This is a genomic window from Halorubrum sp. B52 (assembly GCF_059752555.1).
Map to the genome: position 1 here is coordinate 75313 of NZ_MWTG01000007.1, position 19497 is coordinate 94809.

General features: G+C 69.0%; 19 protein-coding genes. 7 read left to right on the forward strand and 12 right to left on the reverse strand.

Translation table 11 applies throughout. From position 1 onward, the window contains the following. The first annotated feature begins 16 nt into the window (after positions 1-16). Positions 17-880 carry a 5-formyltetrahydrofolate cyclo-ligase gene (locus B4V04_RS01880; protein ID WP_498228675.1) on the forward strand — a complete coding sequence of 288 codons (864 nt, stop codon included), beginning with the start codon at positions 17-19 and terminating at the stop codon, positions 878-880. A gap of 44 nt (positions 881-924) precedes the next feature. On the opposite strand, the gene B4V04_RS01885 is transcribed toward B4V04_RS01880, so the two are convergent. Both B4V04_RS01885 and B4V04_RS01890 read right to left on the reverse strand, forming a co-directional pair. Next, positions 925-1128: a DUF8106 domain-containing protein gene (locus tag B4V04_RS01885; protein WP_498228677.1), complete on the reverse strand. Its 204-nt coding sequence runs from the start codon at positions 1126-1128 to the stop codon at positions 925-927. Positions 1129-1299: 171 nt separating this feature from the next. Beyond that, complete coding sequence (locus tag B4V04_RS01890; RefSeq protein WP_498228679.1) at positions 1300-2394, reverse strand: archaeosine biosynthesis radical SAM protein RaSEA; 1095 nt, start codon at positions 2392-2394, stop codon at positions 1300-1302. A 225-nt stretch (positions 2395-2619) separates the two neighbouring features. On the opposite strand from B4V04_RS01890, the gene B4V04_RS01895 reads away from it, so the two are divergent. Then, positions 2620-4509 (forward strand): bifunctional metallophosphatase/5'-nucleotidase, encoded by a 1890-nt coding sequence (locus B4V04_RS01895; RefSeq protein ID WP_498229929.1) that lies wholly within the window; start codon positions 2620-2622, stop codon positions 4507-4509. A 15-nt stretch (positions 4510-4524) separates the two neighbouring features. Here B4V04_RS01895 and B4V04_RS01900 read toward each other — a convergent pair whose 3' ends face one another. After that, on the reverse strand, positions 4525-5037 hold the full coding sequence (locus tag B4V04_RS01900) for a VanZ family protein (protein ID WP_498228681.1): 513 nt from the start codon (positions 5035-5037) through the stop codon (positions 4525-4527). 276 nt (positions 5038-5313) lie between these two features. On the opposite strand from B4V04_RS01900, the gene B4V04_RS01905 reads away from it, so the two are divergent. The 3 genes from B4V04_RS01905 to B4V04_RS01915 all read left to right on the forward strand — a co-directional run bounded on the left by B4V04_RS01905 (position 5314) and on the right by B4V04_RS01915 (position 8100). Then, positions 5314-7245: an aldehyde ferredoxin oxidoreductase family protein gene (locus tag B4V04_RS01905; protein ID WP_498228683.1), complete on the forward strand. Its 1932-nt coding sequence runs from the start codon at positions 5314-5316 to the stop codon at positions 7243-7245. A gap of 72 nt (positions 7246-7317) precedes the next feature. Next, entirely contained in the window at positions 7318-7668 is a 351-nt protein-coding gene (locus B4V04_RS01910) for a DUF8066 domain-containing protein (RefSeq protein WP_498228685.1), read from the forward strand. A gap of 63 nt (positions 7669-7731) precedes the next feature. Further along, complete coding sequence (locus B4V04_RS01915; protein ID WP_498228687.1) at positions 7732-8100, forward strand: DUF8147 domain-containing protein; 369 nt, start codon at positions 7732-7734, stop codon at positions 8098-8100. Between the two features lie 45 nt (positions 8101-8145). Here the strand turns inward: B4V04_RS01915 and B4V04_RS01920 are convergent, their stop codons facing one another. The 8 genes from B4V04_RS01920 to B4V04_RS01955 form a co-directional block, all read right to left on the reverse strand. Next, positions 8146-8529: an AzlD domain-containing protein gene (locus tag B4V04_RS01920; protein ID WP_498228689.1), complete on the reverse strand. Its 384-nt coding sequence runs from the start codon at positions 8527-8529 to the stop codon at positions 8146-8148. Beyond that, the gene (locus tag B4V04_RS01925; protein WP_498229931.1) at positions 8526-9155 is read right to left on the reverse strand and encodes an AzlC family ABC transporter permease; all 630 of its coding nucleotides are present in this window, start codon (positions 9153-9155) and stop codon (positions 8526-8528) included. Before B4V04_RS01925 ends, B4V04_RS01920 begins: the two co-directional genes overlap by 4 nt. A gap of 137 nt (positions 9156-9292) precedes the next feature. After that, positions 9293-10186 carry an RNA methyltransferase gene (locus B4V04_RS01930; RefSeq protein ID WP_498228691.1) on the reverse strand — a complete coding sequence of 298 codons (894 nt, stop codon included), beginning with the start codon at positions 10184-10186 and terminating at the stop codon, positions 9293-9295. Further along, on the reverse strand, positions 10183-10776 hold the full coding sequence (locus B4V04_RS01935; protein WP_498228692.1) for a DUF8114 family protein: 594 nt from the start codon (positions 10774-10776) through the stop codon (positions 10183-10185). Before B4V04_RS01935 ends, B4V04_RS01930 begins: the two co-directional genes overlap by 4 nt. A gap of 315 nt (positions 10777-11091) precedes the next feature. Further along, positions 11092-11832: an SDR family oxidoreductase gene (locus B4V04_RS01940; RefSeq protein ID WP_498228694.1), complete on the reverse strand. Its 741-nt coding sequence runs from the start codon at positions 11830-11832 to the stop codon at positions 11092-11094. Between the two features lie 101 nt (positions 11833-11933). Further along, the gene (locus B4V04_RS01945; protein ID WP_498228696.1) at positions 11934-12707 is read right to left on the reverse strand and encodes a response regulator receiver protein; all 774 of its coding nucleotides are present in this window, start codon (positions 12705-12707) and stop codon (positions 11934-11936) included. A gap of 57 nt (positions 12708-12764) precedes the next feature. Then, a complete protein-coding gene (locus tag B4V04_RS01950) occupies positions 12765-14876 on the reverse strand; it encodes a PAS domain-containing protein (protein WP_498228698.1) in 2112 nt (703 codons plus the stop codon). 157 nt (positions 14877-15033) lie between these two features. Continuing rightward, positions 15034-16743 (reverse strand): HTTM domain-containing protein, encoded by a 1710-nt coding sequence (locus B4V04_RS01955; RefSeq protein ID WP_498228700.1) that lies wholly within the window; start codon positions 16741-16743, stop codon positions 15034-15036. A gap of 162 nt (positions 16744-16905) precedes the next feature. Between B4V04_RS01955 and B4V04_RS01960 the strand changes: the two genes are divergently transcribed. Together B4V04_RS01960 and B4V04_RS01965 are read left to right on the forward strand one after the other, a co-directional pair. After that, a complete protein-coding gene (locus B4V04_RS01960; protein ID WP_498228702.1) occupies positions 16906-17322 on the forward strand; it encodes a thiol-disulfide oxidoreductase DCC family protein in 417 nt (138 codons plus the stop codon). Positions 17323-17454: 132 nt separating this feature from the next. After that, positions 17455-18270 carry an enoyl-CoA hydratase/isomerase family protein gene (locus B4V04_RS01965; RefSeq protein ID WP_498228704.1) on the forward strand — a complete coding sequence of 272 codons (816 nt, stop codon included), beginning with the start codon at positions 17455-17457 and terminating at the stop codon, positions 18268-18270. 33 nt (positions 18271-18303) lie between these two features. Here the strand turns inward: B4V04_RS01965 and B4V04_RS01970 are convergent, their stop codons facing one another. Next, on the reverse strand, positions 18304-19485 hold the full coding sequence (locus B4V04_RS01970) for a CaiB/BaiF CoA transferase family protein (RefSeq protein ID WP_498228706.1): 1182 nt from the start codon (positions 19483-19485) through the stop codon (positions 18304-18306). Positions 19486-19497: the final 12 nt, after the last annotated feature.

The window sequence follows — 19497 nt, forward strand, 5'->3', positions numbered from 1 at the left end:
GCGCGCTCCCTCCCGCATGGACAAACAGGCCGTCCGGGAGGCCGTCTGGGACGCGTTCGAGGCGGGCGACCAGGCGCGGTTCCCGTTCCCGCCCCACGACCGGATCCCGAACTTCGCGGGCGCGGACGCGGCGTGCGAGCGACTGACCGAGACCGACGAGTGGGCCGCGGCCGAGACGCTCAAATGCAACCCCGACGCGCCGCAGCTCCCGGTCAGGCGCGCCGCGCTCCGCGCCGGCAAGACGGTGTACGTCGCGCAGCCGCGTCTGCGCGACCCGGACCCGTTCCTCCGGCTCGACCCGGGGGACCTCGCGAGTCCGGACGACGAGACGTCCGACGACGGCGACACGGATCGCCCGACGATCGACGACGCCACCACCGTCTCCGGGATTTCGACGCACGGGACGCCGGTCGCCCCCGAGGACGTCCCGCACGTCGACCTCGTGGTCGCCGGCTCCGTCGCCGTCGCGACCGACGGCGCGCGGATCGGCAAGGGCGAGGGGTACAGCGACCTCGAGTGGGGCGTGCTCAGCGAGCTCGACGCGGTCGACAGAGAGGCGCTCCGCGCCTCTGGCAGTCGGGTGAAGCCCGACGACGACGCGACGACGGTGGCGACCACGGTCCACGAGCTCTCCGTGATCGACGGGCCGGGGTCCGCTCTCGCCGGCGAGGTCCGCAACGAGGGCGGCACCGCCCCGTCACCCTCGCTCCCGGCTCCGGACGCCCACGACGTGCCGCTCGACTTGATCGTCACGCCGGAGCGAACGGTCCGGACCGAAACGCCGTACGAGCGCCCGTCGGGGATCGACTGGGACGCGCTCGACTCGGAGCGACTGGACGAGATCCCGGTGCTCGCCGAGCGGGCACCGGAGCGAAAATAGGAGGGACTCGGTCGGCCGACCGCGGACCGCTCAGTTCGGATTCCTCAGTCCGCGCACTTCGTCGACGGCGCGGACCGCTCCGTGCGGTGGTCGGCGACGTGACCGCACTCGGGGCAGACGATGGTGCGCTCGTCGCCGTCGCTGACGACGAGCCACCCCTCCGAGACGGGGTTCTGGAAGCTGCACTCCGCACAGAAGAGGACCGACTTCCGGCGGGACGACCGGGGACCGCTGGCGACTGCGTTCATGTCTCCCCGTAGTATCCGGACGTATATGGGTCTTGTTCGACCTGATCGTTCGGTATATTCCGATCTGTGAATCAAAAATACGCCGATATTCGGTTCAAAACGCTACGATCGTTTCGGAAAGTTGAATAAACACAAGCGGCGTCTGCCACCGTCGTTTCCGATCGACGGTCCCTAGCGCGCCAGCGGCATGTTGTAGCTCGTCTCCGCCGCCATCACGTGCTCCCACGTCGCCTCGCAGTCGCAGGAGACCTGCTCGAAGACGCTCGGGTCCTGTCGCTTGTCGAAGTCCTTTATCGCGGTCTGGACGCGGTCGTCGCACTCGCCGCAGTTGTGCGCGCCGCGGTCGGAGCCGTGCCCGACGGGGTCGGAGACGACGATGGCGTCGACGTCAGCGGTCTCCTCGAGGACGTGTGCCACCGACCAGAGCCACGGCGGCCGGTAGCCGCCTTCGAAGAACAGCTCGTCGACCATCGTGTAGCGCTGGACGTTCGTCGGGTTCATCGAGACGGTGTGGCAGCCGTCGACATCGGCGCAGCGCCGGATCGAGTCGATCATGTCGGCGGCGGCCTCCGGCTCCGCGAGGAACGGCGGCTTCATCAGGAGGTACGCCTTGATCCCCACGTCGGCGGCGAACTCGGAGTCCGCCGCGGCCGCCTCGGCGCAGGCGTCCTCGAAGTCGGCGAAGTCGAAGTACTTGTTCACGCAGTCGTGGCGCACCCGGTCGGTGGCCGTCTCCAGTCCCACCGCCACGTCGGTCGCGATCCCGTGGTCGGCGAAGTCGCCGATCTTCTCCCGGCTCACGAAGTCCGGCAGCGACTCCACCACGATCCGGTCGCGGTCCGCGAACGTCTCGGCGATGGCCCGGCGGGTCTCCGCGGGCACCTCGCGCTCGTCGAGGAACGAGCCGGAGGTGTAGATCTTGATCAGTTCGGCGGGCGCGTCCGCCTCCTCGCGCTCGTGGTCGAGACACACCTCGATCTGGTTCATCAGGGCCTCGTGGGCCACGCTCCCGCCCTCGACCGACTCGGCGACGTAGCCGCACATGGTGCAGCCGCCGGCGCGGGCCCATCGGCAGCCGCCGGTGTTCAGGATGATCGTGAGGGAGTTCACCACCCCGTCGGGGGTGTTGTCCTCGTCGATCCACACGCGGGTCGGCTGCGTCGGGTCGTACGTCTCCGAGCGCTCGGCGCGGATGTCGCGCATCACGGCGTTGTGCGCGTCCATCCCGCGCCCCTGCTCGTACGCGTCGGGGCTCGGCTTGCTCATTACCGGAAGAAGCGGGCGAGCGCGTAAAGCCGTGTCGTCATCGCGGACTCGGAGGGTCGCCGTCGCCGCGTCGGTTTCGCCGCGGCGTCTCACTGCGACGGTTCGAGTATATTTACCGGAATGGGCCGCTCGTGATAACTATATTCCAATTTATAGAAAGATTTTATAAATGTCGCCAAATTGGAGAAAACGATGTCACGGGACCGTGACTACGGACGGCGCGACGTGCTTCGAGCGGGAGGCATCGTTCTCGGCGGGTCGCTCGTGTCGGGATCGGCGGCGGCCGCAGAGGGAGACGGAGCGACGACGCTGACGATTCTGTCGTACAACGACGTCCAGACGGCGGCCGCGGAGGACGAGGACTTCCCGCGGCTGGTGACGCTTATCGAGCAGCGCCGTGAGGCCGCTGACGGCCCGGTCGTCGTGGTCGGCGGCGGCGATCAGGTGGGGCCGCACGCGCTCAGTCCCGTCTCGCAGTGGCGGGCGCCTGTCGACGTGCTCAACAACGTCCAACCGGACGCCGACGTGATCGGCAACCACGAGTTCGACTACGGGTTCGACGCCGTCTCCGACGTGACGGCCGACTCCGAGTTCCCCTGGCTCGCGACGAACCTCGTCGACAGCGATACCGGGGAGGCGTTCGACGGCACGGAGTCGACGCGGATCGTCGACCGCGGCGGCGTCAGCGTCGGGATCATCGGACTCGCCGACGAGGGCGCGACGACCGGCAAGACGAACATCGACTTCGAAGCGGAAGGCGTCACTATCGAGGACTACACCGAGACCGGGCCCGCCGAGGCGAAGCGACTCAAAGAGGAGGAGAGCGTCGACGTCGTCGTCGCGCTCGCGCACACCGGCATCGACGACGCGGAGGCGCTCGCCGAAGCCGACGCGGACGACGACATCGACGTCGTCGTGGTCGGCGACGACGAGCAGTTCTACCCGCCCGAGGAGGTCGACGGGTCGATCATCTCCGAGGCGCGGGCCCGAGCGGCCTACCTCAGCGAGATCGAACTGACGATCTCCGACGGCGACGTTACCTCGTTCGACGGGCGGCTGATCGAGGTCTCCGACGACATCGAGAGGGATCCCACCGCCTCTCGGATCATCAACGACTACCGCGCGGACGTGGGGCTCGACTCGGTGATTGTGGAGACCGAGACGCCGCTCGACGCGACGTTCGGCTCGAACTACCACCGCGAGACCGGATACGGCAACCTGATCACCGACGCGATGCGCGAGCGGGCCGACGCCGACGTCGCGATCACGAACGCGGGCGGCATCCGCTCGGACTCCGTGTACGGTCCCGGCGAGATCACCGGCGGTGATATCTTCAACACGCTGCCGTTCCCGAACACGCTCGTCACGCTGGAGCTGACGGGCGAGGAGCTCGTCGAGACGCTGGAGAGCCAGGTCGTCACGCTGGAGAGCGAAACGGGGCAGAGTTTCGGCGAGGAGATCTCCCAGCAGGTCAGCGGCGTGCGCTTCGAGTGGGTCCCCCACGAGGGCGTCGACGATCAGATCCGGGACGTCCGCGTCGGCGGCGAGCCGCTCGACTCCGACGAGACCTACGCTGTGGCCGTCAACAGCTTCATGGCCAACGGGGGGAGCGGATATCCGCTCGAAGACAAGCCCGTGATCGAAGCGACGGACGAACTGCTCGTGACGCTCGTCGTCGAGTACCTACGAGAGCGCGACACCGTCGCCCCCACGGTTGAGGGCCGGATGCAGCGCGTCGACCGCGACCTCCCCGACGCGTCGGTCACCGCGGACGAGCGCGGGAAGGTCGTCGAACGGTTCGAAGCGCCGGCGGACGTCGAGTCGGTCGCGAACGACACCGTCGCGGTGTGGTCGCCCGACGGCGAGCATCTCGACGCCGAGAACGTCGCCTTCGACGAGGAGGAAGAGAACCTGATCGTCCGGGTCGACGACGGCGAGCTCGGGGAGATCCTCGACGACGCTGACGGCAGCGAGAGCGTCGCACTCGACCTCTACGGCGAGTACGAGTCGAGCGAGTTCGACCACGTCTACTTCGAGCGCTCGCGGCTCAACGCCGACGTCGAGGCCGTCGTGCGGAAGCGGGATCGCGCTCGCACTGCTTCCGTCGGACGGTGAGGGACTCGGTCGCGGTCACCGTGCGGTTCGTTCGGCTGACCCGAGCCGTCGGAACGCGTGCCCGCCAGCGCCGACGACCGCACCGACCGCGTTGACGGCGGCGTCGCTCCACGCGAACGATCGCCACGGGAGCGGCGCCTGCACGAGCTCGATCCCGAAGCCGAACGCCGTCGCCGCGGTCACCGCGACGACGACCGAAGCGACCCGTGGCTCCCGTTCCGTCGCGCGAATGAGCAGGGCGGCGAGCACCGCGTAGCCGAGGAAGTGAAACGGAGCGGTGACCCCGATCTCGACCGGGAACGCGCCGGCCACCTCGCCGAGCGCACTACCGATCTCGCCGAGCGCACTACCGATCTCGCCGAGCGCGCCGCCGCTCTCTCCCGGCGTCGTCGGAACCGGAACCAGCGAGCCGACGAACACGACGACCGCGAACGCGGCCGCGACGGGTCGCGGTCGCTCCGCGGTCCGTCCGGTGACCGCGACCGGCCCGTCGGTCTCGGCCCGCCGATCGCGGTCGGAACCCGTCACGCTCGCGGTTCGCCTCGAAGGGAGTTAGGGCTCACGGCCTGGGGGAACGGCCACCGAGAGGCTTCCCCGCCGAAACCGCTCGCTTATACGACGCCGGGGCCGCTTCCGGATCGATCCCCCGATCGGGTCACCGTCTTCGGATAACGACCGCGCCGGCGACGTGCCGCATATATAAAATTCGCCCGCCAGACGCGCGCGGAATAGTAACCGATATCGGCTACGTCAAGAGGTGAACAACTAACCCACTACGGTCCGTCTATAATGAACGAGCATTACATGACTGAAATGGGCGGCTACAGAGACAGAGTGGCACAGGTCGATCTCGGCGACGGCGACGTCAGCTACGAAGGCATCGACGACGGGGACGCGGAGAAGTACATCGGCGCGCGCGGGCTGGGCGTCAAGTACGTCTTCGACGCCGGTCCGGACGTGGACCCGCTGGGGCCGGAGAACCGACTGGCGTTCATGACGGGCCCCCTCACGGGGACTCAGACCGTGATGAGCGGCCGGATCGCGCTGGTGACGAAGTCCCCGCTGACGGGGACGGTCACCGACTCGCACCACGGCGGCTGGTCCGGCGCGCGGCTCAAGTGGGCCGGACTCGACGGGATCCTGCTCGACGGCGAGAGCGACGACCCCGTTTACCTGCTCGTCGAGGACGGCGAGGTCGAGGTGCGCGACGCCTCTCACCTCTGGGGCCAGGGCGTCCACGACACGATCGACGCGCTCGGCGAGGAGGTCGACGGCTCCGTCGGCAAGAACCTCTCCGTGATGGCGATCGGGCAGGGCGGCGAGAACGGTGTCCGCTACGCCTGCGTGATGAACGAGGACGATCGCGCCTCGGGCCGCGGCGGCACGGGCGCGGTCATGGGTGCGAAGAACGTGAAGGCCGTCGTCGTGAAATCGGGCACCGACATGCCGAAACCGGCCGACCCCGAGACGTTCCAGGAGGGCTACCAGCAGGCGATGGAGGTCATCCGCGAGTCCGACGTCACCGCGCCCAACGAGGGCGGGCTCTCGATGTACGGGACGAACGTCCTGATGAACGCGACCGAGGAGATGGACGGCCTCCCCTCGAAGAACGCGAAGTACACCTCGACGGAGGCGTACAACGACGCGGAGGGCGTCGACGTGGACGCCGAGCGCGTCTCCGGCGAGAACGTCCGCGAGAACATCCTCGTCGACGAGCCGACGTGCCACTCCTGCCCGGTCGCGTGCAAGAAGGAGGTCGAGGTCAACGTCACGCACAAGGGCCAGGAGATGAACGTCCGCACGGAGTCGTACGAGTACGAGTCCGCGTGGGCGCTCGGCCCGAACTCCGGCCACACCGACCGCGACGAGATCGCGCTGATGCTGGAGCGCTGTAACGACCTCGGCATCGACACCATCGAGTCCGGCAACATGATGGCGATGGCGATGGAGATGAGCGAGGAGGGGAAGCTCGACGGCGTCGGCCACCTCGACTGGGGCGACTCCGAGACGATGATCGACCTCCTCGACGAGATCGGCCACCGCTCCTCGGACCTCGGCGACCTCCTCGCGGAGGGGCCCGAGCGCGTCGCCGACGCGAAGGACGCCCACGGCAACAAGCTCTCGGTGAAGGGGCAGACGATGGCCGCCTACGACCCGCGGTGCATGAAGGGGATGGGGATCGCGTACGCGACCTCCAACCGCGGCGCCTGCCACCTGCGCGGGTACACGCCGGCCGCCGAGATTCTCGGCATCCCGGAGAAGGTCGACCCGTACGAGTGGGAGGGGAAAGGCGAGCTCACCGCCACCTTCCAGGACCTGCACGCCGTGTCGGACTCCTTCGACATCTGCAAGTTCAGCGCGTTCGCCGAGGGGATCGAGGAGTACGTCCTCCAGTACAACGGCATGACCGGCCGCGACGTGAGCGAGGACGAGCTGTTCGAGGCGGGCGAGCGCGTCTACAACCTCGAGCGCTACTTCAACAACCTCGCCGGCTTCGACGGCGCGGACGACACGCTGCCGAACCGCTTCATCGACGGGCACCCGGACGCCATCCCCGGCACGGGCGCCAGCGAGGGCGAGCTCTGCGAGCTCGACGAGATGAAGGCCGAGTACTACGAGACCCGCGGCTGGGTCGACGGCGTCGTCCCCGACGAGAAGCTCGACGCGCTCGGCATCGACATCGGCCCCGGCACCGGCGTCTCCGCCGGCGACTCCGCCGCCCCGGCCGACGACTGAACGCGACCGCGCCGCGGCGCAACGGTCCGCTCCGCGTTTATTTTTAAGTGATTCGGGTCGGTAGCGACGCCCATGGCGCACGACCCGCTCTCCCCCTCCGAGGCCCTCCGCACGCGGATCGGAATCGCCGTCGCGGCCGCGGCCCTCCTGACGTTCGTCTACTCCGTGTTGATCGTCGCACAGATTCTGCTCGGGGTCATCGTCGGCGTCTTCCTCCCGATGGGTCTCTACCTCGGGTACCGCGCGTTCGCCGCGCTCGACGCGCTCGCCGACGCGGCCCAGCGGATCGCCGCGGTTCGCGAGCGCGAGGCCGAGCGGGAGTCCCGGTTCGATTCCGCGACCGGGAGGGCGGGATCGTCCGGGGACCGGCCCTCCGACCGCGAAGCGGCCTCCACGGACCGGCTCACGGAGCGCGAGCGATAGATCGGTCCCCGAACTGGGAATCCGGCGCGTCACTTAAGTCGTGAGCTACCGATCCGGTGCGCTATGAACGCCCGTCCCCTCGCGGCGCTCGGCGTCGCGCTCACCACGTTCCTCGTCGTCGCCGCCGTCCTCACAGAGGCGCTCGCGGCCCGGATCGCGTTCTCGGCGATCGTCGGGCTCCCGGTCGGCCTCGCGGCCGGGATCGTCACCGGGGCCGCGACGCGGACGCGGCTCTGGCGCTCGCCCCGGGCCCGGCCGACGCTGCTCGGGATCGCCGCGTTCGGCTACGCGCTCCTCGCCGTCGCCGCCGTGTCGTACGCCGTGCCGCCCGCTCGCGGGCTCGTGAGCGTCGCGACCGCGGTCCCGTTCGCCGCGGTCTGCGCCGTCGCGGTCGCCCTCCTCGCGCGGCGCTATCCGGAGCGGATCGACTGAGGGCGCCGGGGGCGTCCGGGCCGACGGGCGGCCGGGCCGAACGCCTCACGCGAAGACGACGAACCTGAACAGCCACAGCATCGCCATCCCGACCGCGATCGTCGCGAACACGTTCTCCGTCCGCCACGCGACGACGCCGGCGACGGCGCCCGCGATCAGCCGGTCGTCGAGGAGCGTCGCGGCGACCGAGGGGCGCAGCGTCACGAGGTCGGGGAGCACGAGCGCGGCGAGCACCGCCGGCGGCACGTACCGCAGGGGGCGTGTTATCTGCGCGGGCACCTCGTCGATCCGACCGAACAGGTGGATGAACGAGAGCCGGAACCCGTAGGTCGCGACCCCGATGAGGAGGATGGCGATCCAGACGCGCGCGGAGGCGCCGAGGCCGCCCGACTGGCCGAGCGTGAGCGCGCCGAGGGGTGCGCCCGTCATCGCTCTCGCGCCTCCGTCGCGAGGCCGACGAGGATGCCGGTGACCGCCCCGACGAGCAGCCCGAGGTTCAGCGGGAGCCCGGCCGCGACGACCGCGACCGCGCCGGCGGCGACGCCGGCCGCGGTGGTGGGTCTGTCTTTCATCGCGGGGACGAGCAGCGCGAGGAAGACGAGCGGCACCGCGAACGTGAGCCCCCACGCGTCCGGGACGCCGGCGCCGACCACGACGCCGGCGACCGTCCCGATCTGCCAGACCACCCACAGCGACGCCCCTGCGCCGAGGTAGTACCGCCAGCGGTTCCGCCCGGGGTTCTCCTCGAACTCCGCGACGGAGATGGCGTACGCCTGGTCGGTGAGCACGTACGCGAGGCCCGCCCGGAGCCGACGGCCGTAGTCGGCGAAGTACGGCGCGATGGAGGCCGAGTACATCACCATCCGGACGTTGATCACGACCGCCGTGCCGACGACGACCGCCAGCGGGGCGTTCGACCCGAGCAGGTCGAGCGCGGCGAGCTGGGAGGCGCCGGCGAACACGATCACCGACATCCCGACCGCCTCCGCCAGCCCGAGGCCGGCGTCGACCGCCGCGATGCCGGCGACGAGCGCGAACGGCACGATCCCGAGCATCAGCGGCGACACGTCGCGCACGCCGGCCCAGAGGTCGCCGTCGACGAGCGTCTCGTCTCCGGGGTCGCCGTCGATGGTGGCGCCGCCGTCGGTCGTGTCGCCGTCGGCGTCGCCCTCGGTGATCTCTCCCTCCACGGTCACTCCCGCGGGTACACCGGCTCGTCGTACTTCGCGGCGAGGTGCTCCGCGTGCTCCAGCTTCGCGTTCGCCTTGCGGAACGTCCCCAGGAGGGAGTGGACCTCGCGTTCGGTCGGGTGCGCGCGCCCGAGCAGCCGGCGCATCAGCAGCGCGTTCTTCTCGCGGACGTGCTCGCGCTGGCCGGTCGCTTCGAGGAACTCGCCGAAGAACTCGTGGAAGCGCTCCACGTCGCCCTCGGGGGCCCGCGTGACCGCGGTGTCCGGGAGCTGCGTCTCGTCGACGGTGAGCTCGCGGAGCTCGTACAGCAGGACGGTCGCGGCCTGCCCGAGGTTCAAGACGGGGTAGTCGTCGTCCGCGGGGATCGAACACACCTCGTCGAGCCGCGAGAGCTCCTCGTTGTTGAGCCCGCGGCCCTCCCGACCGAACACGATCGCGGTGGGCGCGTCGACGGCCTTCAGCGACTCTCGGAGCTCGGCGGGGGTCTTGAACGGGAACCGCTCGTGGCTCCGGTCGTCCTCGCCGGTGATGGCGGTGGTGCCGACCGTGTGGTAGCTCTCGACGACCTCGTCGAACGTGATCTCGTCGGCGTCCGGGAGGACGTCCTCGCGGGCGTGGCCCGCGAAGCCGTACGCCTCGCCGTCCTCGGTGAGCTCCGGCGGGTCGACCAGCTTGAGGTCGGAGAGGCCGAAGTTCTTCATCGCTCGGGCGATCGTGCCGACGTTACCGGGCGTCTCCGGCTCGACGACGACCACGACCGGCTCGCGGCGGGTCTCGCGGGCGACGTCGTCGCCGTCGCTCTCGAAGGTCGCGTCGTCGCCGTCGCCCGTCACGTCGTCGCCCTCACCGGCCGCCTCGTCGCGCTCGACGCTCCCGCCCTCGTCCGCTCCGCTCATCGGTTCGACGGGTAGTCGGTCGAGAGGTCGACGTCGTCGAGGTCGTCCTCGCTCAGTCTGTCGTCTTCGGAACCCCCGTCGCCTCCCTCGCCGGCGAGTTCGAGGATGTCGATCCGGTCGCCCTCGAAGTCCTGCTCGACGCGCTCTTGGATCTCCTGTTGGTCCGGCAGGTCCGGGAGCCCGTCGGGGTCCTCCTCGACGTGCTCGACGGAGCCGTACCCCTCCGGGGCCTCGTTGCCGGCCGCGACCCACTCGTGGAAGCGGTCGCCGAACTCCAGGCCGCCGGCGTACTCGCTGCCGCCCTCCTCGCGGTACCAGTAGATCAGGTCGGGCTCGTGTTCGGGGCAGAGCAGCACCTCTCCGTTGGGCTCCCCGTAGACGATCTCGGCCTGGTTACAGCGGTGGACCTCGCTTTCGCCGTGTTCGAGATAACAGACGTCGCACGGCTCCTCGACCAGACCGACGAGTCTGAAGAGCCGCTCGCGCGGCCCCTCGGGAATCTCGTCGAGCGGCTTGAGCTCGCCGTCGCCGGTGAATATCTCCTCCTCGTCGAACCGCCATCCGCGGAGGCCGACGCTCACTTTCGCCATGCGCGACGCTACACGTGGCGCGGATAAAAGCGCGTCCTTCCCCGGCCGAGCGACTCTCCGGCGGCCGGACGCGCCCCGTTCGGGGATCGGCTCCCGGCGGCCCCCGCCGGGTTTATGCGGAGTGAGCGACGTCTCTCGGGCATGGGCGACCCCGCCTGCGACCGTCGGTTCTGCCCCGAGTGCGACCTCGCCGTCACGCGGGCCGACGACGTCTGTCCGGAGTGCGGCGCGCCGATCGACGCCGACGACGAGTGAATCTGATCGCCGCCGTCGACGAGTGAGGCTCCGACCGCCGCCGTCGGCGTTCGCGTCCCCCTACGACAGCGTGTCGCCGAACTTGTCCCGGCGGAAGAGGTCGATCTCCTGTGCGGACGACCCCTCGCGGGTGACCGCGAAGGCGATCGCCTCGGCGACCTCCTCTGGCTCGGTCACCGTCCCGGGCTCGAACCGCTCCTCGAACGGCTCGCCGTCCTCGCTGCCGAACTCCGTGCGGACCTCGGAGGGGTTCACGACGGAGACGGCGACCCCGTCCTCGCCGACCTGCGCTGCGACGCTGTGCGCGAAGCCCCGAACCCACCACTTCGTCGCGGCGTACACCGGGTTGAACGAGCGGGGGTACTGGCCCGCGAAGCTCCCGACCACGACGAGCGTCCCCCGGCTCTCCTTCAGGTGCGGGATCGCCTCTCGCGCGAGGAAAAAGGTCCCGTCGACGTTCGTCTCCTGCATGGCGAAGTACTCCTCGTCGGTCATCGTCGCCACGTCGCTGCCGCGGCCGACCCCCGCGTTGGAGACGACGGCGTCGAGCCCGCCGAACCGGTCGACGACCGCCTCGACCGCGGCCTCGCTCGTCGCCCGGTCGCGCACGTCGCCGTCCACGACCAGCGCGCTGCCGCCGTGGTCGGCCTCCAGATCCGCCGCGAGCGACTCCAGCGCCTCGCGTCGGCGGGCCAGCAGGGCGACGTCCGCGCCTCGCGACGCCAGCGCGTGCGCCGTCGCCTCGCCGATCCCGGAGCTCGCGCCGGTCACCAGCACCGCCGCGTCGTCGAGTGTCACCATGGGTACGCTGTCGGCGACATCGCTGATAAAAGATCGCGTCGCGGTGAACTCGGGGGTCGTTCGTCGGACCGCCGACCGCCGGATCGGCCGCCTCTCCCGGTTCAGCGTCTGAACGAGCTGACGTGCTGGTGGTTCGGGTCCGCGCGCATGTCGACGTGCCCGCAGTTGACGCAGCGCCACACGTACGCCGCCAGTCGCGCGGCCGAATCGCCGCCGTCTATCGGTTTGCTCCAGTCCTGTCCGCACCGCGAGCAGTCGTCGGGCCGGTACTTGCTCTCGATCGTCGCGTCGGCGTCGACGGCGTCGGCGGCGTCGACGCCGGCGATCGTGATCCCCCGTGCGACGGCGCGGACGTCCTCGTCGCTCATCCGCGGCCGGAGCCCGTTCAAGTAGTTCTGGATGCGATCGGCCCGGTTTCGGAGTCGCCCGTACCGCTCGTCGTCCGACAGGTCGCCGTCGGCCCGCCACTCGTACGTCGAGATCACGACCGTGGTCCTGTAGTACAGGTCGAGCAGCAGGTGATAGTTCGCGCGGTTGAACAGCGCCGCGACGGACTCGGTGAGCTCCGCCTCGAACACCGGTCGTTCGATCTCGCGGTCGTACCCCAGTTCCGGCGTCGCGTTCGACCGGTCTCGGATCCCGACCACGCGGCAGTGAGGCGCCTGCGCTCCGACTCGCTCGAGTATCGGCTCCGCCCCTTCGTCGCCGAACGAGTGCTCCAACACGACGACCGCGGTATCGACGTCGAACGCCTCGACGAACTGCGACCGCGTCAGCGCCTGTCGGACCTCGCGGTCGTCGAGCCAGAGACTGTAGAGGTCCGCTCTCGTCCTGTTCGATTCGCAGACGACGATCGCCGGTGCCGGGTGACTCACGGGGATCGCCTACCGACCGGCGATCGAGCGGCCGAGCGACCTCGGCTGTCGTTCATCTCACTCGTCCCCCGCGGTGGACCCCGGCGCCGACCCCTGCATCGACTCCGAGAGGTGTCGCGGTTCGACCGAGAACGAGTGGACGGTCGCGAGGTCGTCGACGAGCGAGATGGCGGTCTCGATCGACCGCGTCGCCCGTCGGAGCTCCTCGTCCGTTCCGTCGTCGACCGCCGCGTCTAGGTGTCTCTTCGCCTCCCGCAACGGGACTCCGAGATCCTCCGAGAGCACTTCACCGAACTCCGACAGGTGCCGTTCAACCGACTGCTCGTGCTCCTTCGACTCCGTCACGTCCCGGATGAACGTGACCGCGTGCGTCACGTCGCCGTCCGTCTCGACGACGGGAGCGACGGCGACCCGGCCCCAGAAGGGGGTCCCGTCCGCGCGGTGGAGCACGGAGGTCACCGACCGGTGCTCGCCCGCCTCGAGCGCCGTCTCAAGCTCCCGTATGCGACCGTCGTCCGTCCCGCCGCCGACGAGCACCGAGAGGCCCTCGCCGGCGATCGAGTCGTGCTCGTATCCCGTCGTCGCTTTGAACGCCTCGTTCACGTACGTTATCGGGCCCTTCGATCCGGTCACCTCGTGGATCGCGATCCCGACCGGCGCGGTCTCGATGGCGCGGTTTTTCAACCGGAGCTCCCGCTCGCGGCGTTTCCGGACCGTGATGTCCGTCGCGATGCCGACGATACGCGTCAGATCACCGTCCTCGTAGACGCCGGACGACTGGTCGTGGACCCACCGGACCTCGCCGTCCGGTCGGGTCACCCGATACGTCTCCTCGTACGCGTCCGGGTCCTCGCGCTGTTCGGCCAACGCCGTCTCGACCCGCTCGCGGTCGTCGGGATGGATCGCCTGCACGAACGACGTGGCGTCCTCGACGAGCGTCTCGGGCGAGCGCCCCCAGACGGTCTCGTAGGAATCGGTGATGAAGTCCATCGACTCCTTGCTCGGAGAGGTCATCCAGATGACCTCGCCGGCGTTCGCTTGGATCTGATCGAGCATGCCGGCTCGTTCCTCCCGCTCCGTCACGTCGAGGGTCATGCCGATCACGCGACTGACGGCGCCGGTCTCGTCCAGTGACGGCTGGAGCCACGTTTCGAGCGTCGCGTCGGGCAGTTCGACGAGATCGTGGCTGGACTCGCCCGCGAACGCGGCGTCGACCGCGCGGCGGATCCGCGGTTGGTCGCCGAAGACCTCCGCGACGTCGTCTCCGGGTGAGACCCGACGGCGGAGCCGCCGCGACAGGGTCTCGCCACGGACCGTCGGGACCGTCCCGTCGGGCTCGACCTCGAAAAGCGTCAGGGGCGCGCTGTCGACGACCGTCTCGACGGCCTGTCGGAGCCGCAACAGCTGGTCCTCGCGTTCCCGGCGATCGGTCACGTCCCGACCGATGCCGACGATGCCCCGCGGCGTCCCGTCGGCGTCGGTCACGATGGCGCCCGTAAACTCTATCGGAGTCGCCGTGCCGTCCTTCGCGATCAGCTCCGCCTCGACGGCGGCCGTACCGGTCTCCAACACGGTCTCGATGGCGTCTCCGATCCGGTCTCTGTCGGTGCCGGCGAAGAGCTCCAGCGCGTTCTTCCTCTCCAACTCGTCGTCGCCGTATCCCGTGATCTCTCGGAGGCGGTCGTTCCACCGCATGAGCGCGCCGTCCGTGTCGAGCGTGTAGAACGCGTCGTCTATCGTGTCGAGGAGACGTTCGGTCGGCTCGGCGGCGAGCGGCGGCCGCGTCGGCGTGGTCGAGACTGTGTCCATCCGTCGAGCGAGCAGCGTCGGTTCGTCGACGCCGTCCCGGCGGACCAGCACGTCGGTCGCCCCGGCCGCGAGCGCGTCGTCGACAGCGGTGTCGTCGCCGGTGACCGCGAGCGACGGGACGTTGGGAAACGCCTCGCGGATCGCGACGAGGGGATCGACGCCTGACGCCGGGGTCAACTCGCAGACGATCAGCCGTACGTCGGCCGGGTCCGCCGAGGCGTCTTCGATAGCCTCGGGATCGACGGTGACGACGCGGTCCGGTCCGTCTACGACCGTCGATTTCGCGGCCGCTTCCCGGACCCGGTCCACGGCGGGGCCGACGTGAACGACCGTCCGAACCGATTCCGTTCGGGGCTCCATACCTGGGCGACTACGGTGAAGAATAAAAATCTACAACCCCAATTATCAGTAGTAGCATCGCAGCGCCCTCTCTGGCCGCCAATCGCGTGACGTGGGGGATTACCAATGGTCGGCGGACGCGAGCGATCGCCTCCGCGCCCGTCCAGACGGTCCGACCTCACTCGTTCTGGACGAACTCGCCCGAGCAGTCGTACTCGATCAGCTCGACCCTGCCCCCGGCCTCGACGGTTCCGTTGTAGGGGTCGGTCCGCTCGTACCGCTGGTAGACGGTCACGTTCTCGACGCCCGTCTGGTGGGTCCGGTTCCACTCCTCACAGAGGTGGTTCGCGAGGTACGAGCGGTGGTTCTCGTTGTCGGCGGAGTAGACGTTCGTGAGGTACTTGCGCCAGCGCGAAGTCGGGTAGGTGGTCTCCGCGCGCCGCGGGCGATCGAAATCGACCGTCGCGTCTCTGAGCACGTCCCGCTCGGTCCCGTCTTCGAGGGTTCCGGGCGCGACGAACCACCGCGTCGTGTGGGTGGGGTCGGGGGCGAACATCCGCCACGACTGGTCCATCTCGACGGCGTCCAAGACGTCCTCGCCGGGGTCGGGGACCTCGGCGTAGTCGACCGCCTGCGCGCCCGAGAGGAGGATCAACACGAGGAAGACGTACGGGAGGACCGTCGAGAAGAGGACGCGTCCGCGGGCGAGGCCCGCGGTGAGGTCCGCGCTGCGAAGGCCGTCGAGGCGCTCCGACGCGGTCGGGCGGGCGAACGACTCGCGTCGAGGGAGCGACGGGCGTCGGGGAAGCGACGGAACGGCTCTCGCCCGGGACTCGAGGCGGGCGCGCCAGCGCGCGAGCGACCTCGACCACCCCAGACGGGCGACTGCGCGCTCGGCGGCGTCCCACGCGGGCGTCTGGAAGAACGGAATGAAGCCGACGACGACGACGATCGGGAACAGGTCGATCCGCATCGTGACCGCCATCCCGAGGTGCATGCCGACGAACAGCGAGGCGATCGCGGCGCGCGGAACCCCGGTGAGCAGGAGCAGCAGCGGCGACGCGAACAGGAGCCCGATCCACAGGGCCGTGAGCGCGCGCAACAGGCCGGGGAAATCGGCGACGTGGTTGCCGAGCAGATAGGTGAAGTGGTCGGCCTGCATGACGTACGCGACCGCCTCGCCGCTCATCCAGAGGTCGCCCTCCCGCTTGTGGACGGCGTTCGTCACGTACATCAGTAGCATCTGCAGCAGGACCGCCATCGTGGCGACGCTCGCCACGGCGGGACCGCTCGGACCCGGCGTCTCGGACGCGGCGTCGCTCTCCGCCCGAGGCCCGACGCCGCTTTCCGCCGCGGAATCGGCGTCCGATCCCGTCTCGACCCGCGCGTCCGCCCGCCGGGCGGCGTCGACCGACCAGCGCGCGCCGAGCGGGAGGAAGACGCCCCAGAAGAGCAGCATGCGCAGCAGGCTGTCGCCCGCGTTCAACACCATCGGGTTCCGGGCGTGCAGCGAGAGCAGCAGCAGCCACGAGACGACCGTCACGAGCCGCGTTCGGTACCCGACGAGCAGCGCGAGGGCGAACGCGCCGGCGACGGCGAACAGCAGCGCCGCGGCCCACGGCTCGCCCGAGAGCGCGTACAGCGTCTGGCTCGTCGAGTAGTCCGAGAAGAACGCTCGCCGGGGGAGCACGCCGTAGTCGGTGTAGAAGGCGGTCAGCGAGCGCGAGCGCCGCGCGAGGTCGGCGAGCAACAGCGCCGCGAGCCCGATCCGGAAGGCGGCGAGCGCGCGTAGATCGACCGCGACGCGCGCGGCGAGCGCCGCGGAGAGTCGACTGAGGCCGTTCGAGAGTCGGGACCGAGCGGTGGCGGTGGAGGGCATTCGTTCCATAATTTCGTAGCGGAGAGTTCAGCAGGAATCTCAGTTCAGCCGGCATAAGCTTGTTGTAAGTTGAAACGTTCGTTTGACCCTCGTCGGGTCTCCCGCCGGCGAGAGGAGACCGGACCGCGGTGACCGAAAGCGTGAACTGGGGCGGCCGCGTACTTCGTCGCCATGGCCGCAGAGCCCCCGGACGCCGACGCGATCGTCCTCTTCGACGGCGTCTGTAACCTCTGTAGCGGATTCGTGCAGTTCATACTCCCCCGCGACGACGAAGCGAAGTACCGCTTCGCCTCCCTCCAGTCCGACGTCGGACAGGCGCTGCTTGCCGAACACGACCTCCCGAGCGACGAACTCGAATCGGTCGTCCTGATCGAAGACGGAGAGAGCTACGTGAAGTCGTCGGCGATCATCCAGATCGCGACGGGGTTGGGCGGTGCGTATCGGCTTCTCTCTCCGTTCCGGTACGTTCCCCGATCGGTCCGCGACCGGATCTATGACTTCGTCGCCGACCACCGATACCGGTGGTTCGGCGAGAAGGATCGGTGCATGATGCCGTCCGGAGACGTCGAGTCGCGGTTTCTGGAGTGATCGGTGCCGCTCGGACCGCCGGTGAGGCCTCCCGCCGTCCGGACGGGCGGCTCACCGACGGCCGTGATGGCGAACCCCGTAAGCGTAACAGACACCGCTGTTTTGATTAGGTGACCCGGCGATCTTCCGAGAATGTCCGAAGACAGGCTCGTCGAATACGAGATCACTAACGGCGCGGCGATACTCCGTCTGAACCGCCCGGAAAAGAAAAACGCGCTGAGTGAGGCCTTGGTCGTCGAACTCGCGGACGCGGTGGAGGCCGCCGAGGAGGCCGACGGGGTTCGGGCGGTCGTGATCACGGGCAACGGCGACGCCTTCTCCTCCGGATACGACCTCTCGGAATCCGGCGGTACAAACGAGGAAGGCGTGCCGACCGTCGAGGACGGCCTGGAGCGCCAACAGCAGATCCTGCCGCTCTTCACGACGATCCACGAACTCACGGTTCCGGTAATCGCGGCCGTCAACGGCGCGGCGCTCGCCGGCGGGAGCGATCTGGCGTTGACCTGCGACCTCACGATCGGGAGCGATCGGGCGACGTTCGGCTACCCGGGCGTCCGGATGGGCGGGTTGTCGCTGTCCCTGATCTACCCCTTCGTCATCGGAATCAAGCACGCTCGTGAGCTGATGTACACCGGCAAGACGATCGACGCCGAGGAGGCCGAACGCATCGGGATGGTGAACCGAACGGTCCCGCACGACGAACTGATGGACGAGGCGCTGGCCGAGGTCGAGGCGATAAAGAAGACGCCCGGAGCGACCGTCCAAATCACGAAGCACATGCTCAACGACGTGATCGAGACGCAGGGGTACCGACCGGCGGTCAGAAACAGCGGCTATCTCGCGACGCTCTCTCACCAGACCGGTCCCGGACGGAAATTCTTCGAGATCCGCGAGGAGGAAGGGGTAGGAGCGGCCATCAAGTGGATGAACGAAACGGAGAAACCGTAACACGACGCGCCACCGCTCGTTACTCGCCGACGGTCACTCGACAGCCCCCTCGGATCGGAGGCGGTCGATCGCCGCTTCGTCGTATCCGAGATCGGTCAGGATAGCGTCGGTATCGCCGCCGAGCTCCGGCGGTGGGTCGCGACAATCCGAAGTGAGTCGCTCGAAGCGTGCGGGCGGAGCGATAACGTCGGCGTCGGGAGCGTCAGTCCGAGACATGGCCGTTCGCAGTCCCCGCTGTAGGACGTGTTCGTCCTCCCAGACCTCCTTCGTATCGTAGATCGGGGCAGCGGGAACCTGTCGATCATGGAGTCGCTCGAGCCACTGCTCGCGGGACGTCTCGGCGAACGTCGCGTCGAGCTCGTCGATCAGCGCCGGGCGGTTCTCAAGCCGATCGGCGATCGATCCGAAGCGGTCGTCCGCCGCGAGGTCGGGGCGATCGATCACTGTACAGAGCTCCTGCCAGAGCGGGTCAGTGCCCGCGGCGACGACGATCCGCCCGTCGGCACACTCGAAGGGGCCAAACGGCGCCATCCCGGTATGTCGCTCCGTTCGGGGGCGGGGCTCGTCGTGGCGAAAGGTGTACGCCGCCCGTGAGCATAACCAGGAGATCGCCGCGTCGAGCATCGGCACTTCGACGTACTCGCCGTCAATCTCTCCGGCCTCCCGTGCGTAGAGAGCCGCGATAACGCTCTGAATTGCGTACATCGACGCCGCGAGGTCGCCGCTCGGGAGCCCCGACCACAGGGGCGCTTCGCCCTCGCGTCCGGTCAGCGCCATGATCCCGCTCATCGCCTGGATGATCATGTCGAAGGCCGGAACGTTCTCGTAAGGGCTCTCCGCGCCGAACCCAGTGATGGTGCAGTAGACGATCTCCGGGTTGACCGCGCGTACCGACTCGAGATCGAGCCCGAACGTGTCGATACGCCCCGGCTTGGTGTTTTCAACGAATGCGTCCGCCTCCGCCAGCAAGTCGAGCGCGACGGCCTGTCCCGACTCGGATTTGAGATCGAGGGCGACGCTTCGCTTGTTACGATTGACGGTATCGAAATACTCCGGTGCCGGCTCGACGCTCCGGGCAAGATCACCGCGTCCCGGCGGTTCGATCTTGATCACCTCGGCACCGAGATCGCCGAGCGTCATCGTCGCAAAGGGGCCTGCGACAACCTGGCCGAGTTCGACAACGGTGATATCATTGAGAGGGCGTATCGGTGGCACATGGCGTGGAAC

Excerpts from the sequence above, each read along its gene's own strand:
- B4V04_RS01880 (WP_498228675.1), top strand. The coding sequence starts at position 17 with ATGGACAAACAGGCCGTCCGGGAGGCCGTCTGGGACGCGTTCGAGGCG.
- B4V04_RS01885 (WP_498228677.1), bottom strand. The coding sequence starts at position 1,128 with ATGAACGCAGTCGCCAGCGGTCCCCGGTCGTCCCGCCGGAAGTCGGTC.
- B4V04_RS01890 (WP_498228679.1), bottom strand. The coding sequence starts at position 2,394 with ATGAGCAAGCCGAGCCCCGACGCGTACGAGCAGGGGCGCGGGATGGAC.
- B4V04_RS01905 (WP_498228683.1), top strand. The coding sequence starts at position 5,314 with ATGACTGAAATGGGCGGCTACAGAGACAGAGTGGCACAGGTCGATCTC.
- B4V04_RS01910 (WP_498228685.1), top strand. The coding sequence starts at position 7,318 with ATGGCGCACGACCCGCTCTCCCCCTCCGAGGCCCTCCGCACGCGGATC.
- B4V04_RS01915 (WP_498228687.1), top strand. The coding sequence starts at position 7,732 with ATGAACGCCCGTCCCCTCGCGGCGCTCGGCGTCGCGCTCACCACGTTC.
- B4V04_RS01920 (WP_498228689.1), bottom strand. The coding sequence starts at position 8,529 with ATGACGGGCGCACCCCTCGGCGCGCTCACGCTCGGCCAGTCGGGCGGC.
- B4V04_RS01925 (WP_498229931.1), bottom strand. The coding sequence starts at position 9,155 with ATGCTCGGGATCGTGCCGTTCGCGCTCGTCGCCGGCATCGCGGCGGTC.
- B4V04_RS01930 (WP_498228691.1), bottom strand. The coding sequence starts at position 10,186 with ATGAGCGGAGCGGACGAGGGCGGGAGCGTCGAGCGCGACGAGGCGGCC.
- B4V04_RS01935 (WP_498228692.1), bottom strand. The coding sequence starts at position 10,776 with ATGGCGAAAGTGAGCGTCGGCCTCCGCGGATGGCGGTTCGACGAGGAG.
- B4V04_RS01940 (WP_498228694.1), bottom strand. The coding sequence starts at position 11,832 with ATGGTGACACTCGACGACGCGGCGGTGCTGGTGACCGGCGCGAGCTCC.
- B4V04_RS01950 (WP_498228698.1), bottom strand. The coding sequence starts at position 14,876 with ATGGAGCCCCGAACGGAATCGGTTCGGACGGTCGTTCACGTCGGCCCC.
- B4V04_RS01955 (WP_498228700.1), bottom strand. The coding sequence starts at position 16,743 with ATGGAACGAATGCCCTCCACCGCCACCGCTCGGTCCCGACTCTCGAAC.
- B4V04_RS01960 (WP_498228702.1), top strand. The coding sequence starts at position 16,906 with ATGGCCGCAGAGCCCCCGGACGCCGACGCGATCGTCCTCTTCGACGGC.
- B4V04_RS01965 (WP_498228704.1), top strand. The coding sequence starts at position 17,455 with ATGTCCGAAGACAGGCTCGTCGAATACGAGATCACTAACGGCGCGGCG.